Annotated in this window: 5 protein-coding genes and 1 pseudogene; all 6 read left to right on the top strand. The window is 38.0% G+C overall.

All coding sequences use genetic code 11. The features are described from left to right. Positions 1-888: 888 nt before the first annotated feature. Positions 889-2,010 carry an adenine-specific methyltransferase EcoRI family protein gene (locus tag QZ576_RS22425; protein ID WP_297101815.1) on the top strand — a complete coding sequence of 374 codons (1,122 nt, stop codon included), beginning with the start codon at positions 889-891 and terminating at the stop codon, positions 2,008-2,010. Continuing rightward, positions 2,007-3,170, top strand: a complete 1,164-nt coding sequence (locus QZ576_RS22420) for a DUF262 domain-containing protein (protein ID WP_297101812.1) — start codon at positions 2,007-2,009, stop codon at positions 3,168-3,170. The genes QZ576_RS22425 and QZ576_RS22420 overlap by 4 nt, the downstream gene beginning before the upstream one ends. 30 nt (positions 3,171-3,200) lie before the next feature. Then, positions 3,201-4,067 (top strand): DUF4747 family protein, encoded by an 867-nt coding sequence (locus tag QZ576_RS22415; RefSeq protein ID WP_297101809.1) that lies wholly within the window; start codon positions 3,201-3,203, stop codon positions 4,065-4,067. 1 nt (position 4,068) lies between these two features. Beyond that, entirely contained in the window at positions 4,069-4,656 is a 588-nt protein-coding gene (locus tag QZ576_RS22410) for a hypothetical protein (protein ID WP_297101806.1), read from the top strand. A gap of 96 nt (positions 4,657-4,752) precedes the next feature. Further along, positions 4,753-5,319, top strand: a complete 567-nt coding sequence (locus QZ576_RS22405) for a hypothetical protein (protein WP_297101803.1) — start codon at positions 4,753-4,755, stop codon at positions 5,317-5,319. Positions 5,320-5,370: 51 nt separating this feature from the next. After that, positions 5,371-5,619 (top strand): annotated as a pseudogene (locus tag QZ576_RS22400) (hypothetical protein); the annotation flags it as partial.

Below are 5,619 nucleotides of genomic sequence, written 5' to 3'. Positions count from 1 at the left end.
GGAAACGACTAAAAACCACTCTTAAAATTTTCATAATGAATTGGTGAGTTGTTTTGAAATGTTTGTTGATTTTTAAATATGTTGTTGAATTTGTGGATTTTGTATGCTTTTGGTATTAATTGTTGAATAAAATTAAACGATATGTTAAGCCAAGTCAAGAGCTGATAGCATGTTTTACAACAAACTTTTGTTTAAAATGTGCGCTGCTAAGTGTTTCAAAATCTGTTTTGTTGCGTTGTTGCCGGTGCGATGATACACCAAAACACAACGGTTTAGTTGCACAGGTGACCAATACCTGTGCAAAATGCCTTTGGTACCACCAGCTGTGTGCTGAGCACAAGGAAAAATACGTTTTGTACCCATTTCGTTTGTCTGGCGGCGTGCGGAAATGCGTTTGAAACCCACTTCCGTCACCTGGCGGCGCAAAAAAACGCGTTCGGAACCCACTTCTGTTACCTGAGGACGAAAAAAAATGCGTTTGAAAGCTTCCCCAGCAGCTGAGGACGGAAAAAAACACGTTTGAAAGCTTCCCCAGCTGCTGGAGACGAAAAAAAATGCGTTTGAAACCACTTTCTGTTAGCTGGGGGCGTAAAAAAACGCGTTTGAAACCAACTTCTGTCACCTGTGGGAGCTTTAAAATCAGATAGTTAAGGGTGTTTGCATTTTGGGCAATTAGCTGAAAGCCGCGTGTGGCGGGGCACTGGGGCTAAAGCCTGGTTCTGAGGGGCCTCCGCTTAACCCCGGCATTAATGCCGGGGTTAGTTATCTTACTTATAATGCCGGGCTTTAGCCCCCAAACATCTCATTAACAATAAAAATATTTCCCCATTTTTTGCTACATTGGGCATTCGTAAAAAACACCAAATTAGCAAACAACCAAAATAGTAGATGGCAAACAAAAACCTCGCTGAAGCAAAACGGGCTAAAAACGATGAGTTTTATACCCAATACCACGATATTGAAAAAGAAATTAATGCCTACATCGAATACAACCCCGATGTTTTTCGAGGCAAAACTATATTACTGCCCTGCGACGACCCCGAATGGAGCAACTTTACCAAGTTTTTTGCACAGAACTTCGAACGCTTTGGCCTGAAGAAGCTAATTAGTACCAGCTATGCCGCCAACAGCAAAAAATACAAAAGCGGCTACCAGCCAAGCCTGTTCGAGGTAAACGATCCGCAGTACGACGAATATAAAACCAAAAAGAATGGCAAGATATTTACACTCGACCACGACCGCAGCGGCGACGGTAAAATAGATGTCGACGACCTGGAATGGCATTACCTCGATGGCGATGGCGACTTTAAAAGCGACGAGATAAAAAAACTACGCGATGAAGCTGATATCATTATCACCAATCCGCCTTTCTCCTTGTTCCGCGAATTTTTGGCATGGATAGTTGAGGCCAACAAACAGTTTGTAATTATTGGAAATATGAATGCCATAAAATACAAAATTGTTTTTCCATTAATTCAAGGAAATAGACTGTGGCTTGGGCCAAGTATCAGTAGTGGAGACCGCGAATTTCAAGTGCCAGATTCATATCCAATAAATGCTGCGGGATGGAGAATTGATGAATCAGGACGAAAGTTTTTAAGAATAAAAGGTGTTAGATGGTTTTCGAATCTTGATCACGGACGAAGACATGAGCCTATGCAATTAATGTCAATGGCCGATAATCTTCGGTTTAATAAAAAGATGAAAGGAAAGAATTCGTATGACACTTACGATAATTACGATGCTATAGAGGTGCCATTCTCCAATGCTATTCCAAGTGATTATGATGGAGTAATGGGAGTACCAATCAGTTTCCTTGATAAATATTCTCCTGAGCAGTTTGAAATAATTTGGCAGGCAAGTGGAAACACAAGAGCATCAGCACCAAGAGAGGCTCTTCAACAGATGGGATATGTTCCTCATTCTGATGACCGAGGTGGTTGTTCGATTGTTAATGGTAGAAGAACATATGATAGGATTTTTATACGACATAAAAAAAGAACTACATGAAAACAACCCTAAGAACCGACATTACCGTTGCAGCCATTTGCGAGGGTTTTATTTACAACGAGCTGGAGGGCAAAGGCCTGTTTGGACTAAGCGGTACACTTACCATACAGCCCGAGTACCAGCGCAATTACATTTATGCCGATGGTAAAAAGGATGTAGCCGTAATTGAATCTATCCTTAAAGGCTACCCGCTGGGACTTATTTATTTTGTAAAAGTAGCCGACGATAAATTTGAGGTACTCGACGGGCAACAACGTATTACCAGTTTTGGCCGCTACGTTACCAACAAATTTGCCGTAAAAGACGAAAACGGTATGGAGCAATACTTTGATGGTATTGCCTCCAATAAGCAAAAGCTTATAAAGGAAACACCCTTATTGATTTACGAATGCGAGGGCGAAGAAAGCGAAATAAAAGAATGGTTTCGTACCATAAATATTGCCGGTGTTCCGCTTAACGATCAGGAAGTTAACAATGCCATTTTCTCAGGGCCTTTTGTTACCCTGGCTAAAGAAGAGTTTAGTAATACACAAAACGCTAACATACAAAAATGGGGGGCCTATATAAAAGGTAGTGCCAATCGTCAGGAGTTTCTGGAACGTGCACTCGATTGGGTGAGTAAAGGGAAGATTATTCCGTACATGAGCCAACACCGATACGACAAAAACATAAACGAACTAAAAACCTATTTCAGTAGTGTTATCGATTGGGTAAGCGGAGTATTTATCGATGTAGAAAAAGAGATGTGTGGTTTGGAATGGGGACGGTTATACGAAACATATCATAAAAAAGCATATGATCCGAAAAAAGTTTCGGACGAAGTGCAGGAGCTTATCAGCGATTCGTATGTAACAAACCGGAAGGGGATTTTCGAATACATACTTGGCGGTTCGGTCGATACCAAATTGCTTAACGTACGGGTATTTAGCGAACCAATAAAAAAAGTAAGCTATAAAAAACAAACCTCCGATGCTGAAAAGAAAAGAGTATCCAATTGTCCTCTTTGTGCATTAGGCCACGATGCCAACAAACAAAAAATCTGGAAGCTAAACGAAATGGATGCCGACCATGTAACGGCATGGAGTAAAGGAGGTGCAACCGATGCTAAAAACTGCCAGATGTTGTGTAAGACACACAACCGTGCGAAGGGGAATAAGTAAAAAAATCTTAAATTAAAATAATTAATAATCATGTTAGAAACCAATCCGATTTTTGAATTTGAAGTAGTTAATCTTAAACTTCAAACTAAAAAAAGTGATGCAGAGAAGTTAGAAGCTTACAAAGCAATTATACTTAAATTAGTTGAACTTAAATGCCACAGTGCAGTTAGTGAAAACCAACATCTAATAATGTATTCTGCTTACCAGAAGAAAACAGAAACAGGTATTGAATATATCTACGGTCGACTAGGTAAGGGTATTTATTTTGACAATAAGAATGGGCGTTCTTTAGACATTGAAAGTTCGACAACAGAAGAGGAAGAATATGATACATCAAAGCTATATAATCCAGATTACACAGATTATGTTTTTATTCCCTCTGCCCATAGATTATGTGTTCAATTAGGAAATAAAATCACGGCAAGTCAGGTTCGCAGGTTTTTAATATCCAATGCCTCACAGGTTATACAGTATGGAGATAAAATTGCGGTTGAAATTCAAAAAGAGGAAACAGCGATTAGTGAGTTGCTTACCGCGAAGAAGGTACATAAGTTAGATTACTCTATTTCCTACACTAATGACGATACCCTTGGGGCTGCGGCATCTTTATTCGATAGGAGATTGAAAAGGAGTCAGATTGGTAAAGTAAATGTTAAGGCAGAAGCAGACCATAATGATTATATGAACATTGAGGGAGAGGAGATACTGGAAGGCGGAATTGAATTAGCCAAAGGGAATGGCAATATTAATTCAGCAGAAATAACGACTTCTGATGGCGAACGAAAAACTGTTACAACAAAAGATAAAGCCAAAAGAATTAAAATTCAATCAGATTATGAAAGTTTTAGAACTGCTATTGTAAATAGAATAATGCTACTTTTTAGAAACGAAGAGTAAAATGAATGCAACAGATAAGCTATTAAAAGAAACTCACAACGGTAATTTAAAAACACTTCTAAAAATTTATTGGAGCAATAAGCCAATTTTTAAAAGTCAATATTTCTGGACTGCAATATGTGTGTCTACGTTGTCAATAATATTTGCGAGCTTATTACAAATACCTAAGTTTGATATATTAAAATTTCTTGCTCAACAAGCAACGTCAATTATACCAAGTGTACTGGGATTTAACCTAGGGGCATATATAATTCTCATAAGTCTGAACTCTACAAATATCCTTAAGGAGATGACCGAACCAAATATCGAAGAGGGTGAGAAATATAGTTTTTATCAGAAAATGAGCAGTGTCTTTGCATTTAGTCTTCTATTACAAACAACATCTCTTGTTTTTGGTATAATAGTCTCCACAGTAATCAATTTGTGTAGTTCCATTGTAATCGGAAATATATTTGCAGAAATAATGAATATACTATCTCAATTTTTTTTGTGTTTTGTACTAACCTATTCATTAGTTCTGATCGGTCAGGTTGTTTTGAATGTATTTAATTTCGGACAAGTAATACATTTCTTTATTCGGACAGAATAACCATATGTAAAAACGGCAGATGAATTGCCTAAAAATACCCCTGTGGGACTCTGTAATTCGTACTTTGATCAAATATAAATTATTAAATAATCACTAATGCATTCAAACCAACCATCGGAAGGAGAGTTATTCCTTAAAAGTTTTTTCCGAGAAAATGGGATTAAAAATCAAGCAGAAAAAGTAATACGTGGCTTGAGAAACGACGACCACGAATACCGGGTTGCCGATTTTTATTTACCTCGCCTAAAAATGTATGTCGAGTTTCAAGGATTGTGGAACAACACCAAAGACGACAGAGAACGCTATAAAGAAAAAATGAGGGTGTATGGGAAAAACAATGTTCCGTGTATTTACATCTACCCCGAGAATCTTGGTATAATAGAATATACGTTTCATGCAAGGATACTAAAGGAGTTGAAAAAGCACAAAATGAAGCGTGAGCTTTTTAAATATAAATTTTTGCGATTCTTTAATCAGAAAAAAACCACGATCCTATGGTTCTTATTCTTTTTATATTCAGGTATAATAAATGCTAATTATTTTACAGAAACAGAAGAAGGTTCCCTTGAAGAAAGCGTTTTTGCGATGATTTATCTTATTCTAATTATTCAATTTATCATTCTTTCATTTAGCGCATTCAAATACCTTGTAAAAGAAAGGTAGTGTCTCGCTGCTGCGCGATTCCATCGCGAACCAATTTGATAAAAAATAACCATGCCCGACAAATTCAGAAATAAATACCGCATACCGTCGGCCCGATTGCAAAATTGGGATTATAGCCGCAACGCGGCCTATTTTGTTACCATTTGCGCGCAGGGCCGCGAACATTATTTTGGCAAGGTTGTGAACGGGGAAATGCAATTATCGGAAATTGGGGAAATTGTCCAAACCGAATGGTTAAAAACATTTGATATGCGCCCCGACATGAATTTAATCCTGGGTGAATATATTATTATGCCGAAT

Origin of the sequence: uncultured Draconibacterium sp. (genome assembly GCF_913060805.1) — a bacterium.
Taxonomy (GTDB): Bacteria; Bacteroidota; Bacteroidia; order Bacteroidales; family Prolixibacteraceae; genus Draconibacterium.
This window is presented reverse-complemented; position numbering and strand designations above follow the sequence as displayed.

Bases quoted from the DNA above. Each gene is read 5' to 3' on its own strand.
- QZ576_RS22425 (WP_297101815.1), top strand. From the start codon at position 889: ATGGCAAACAAAAACCTCGCTGAAGCAAAACGGGCTAAAAACGATGAG.
- QZ576_RS22420 (WP_297101812.1), top strand. From the start codon at position 2,007: ATGAAAACAACCCTAAGAACCGACATTACCGTTGCAGCCATTTGCGAG.
- QZ576_RS22410 (WP_297101806.1), top strand. From the start codon at position 4,069: ATGAATGCAACAGATAAGCTATTAAAAGAAACTCACAACGGTAATTTA.
- QZ576_RS22405 (WP_297101803.1), top strand. From the start codon at position 4,753: ATGCATTCAAACCAACCATCGGAAGGAGAGTTATTCCTTAAAAGTTTT.
- QZ576_RS22415 (WP_297101809.1), top strand. From the start codon at position 3,201: ATGTTAGAAACCAATCCGATTTTTGAATTTGAAGTAGTTAATCTTAAA.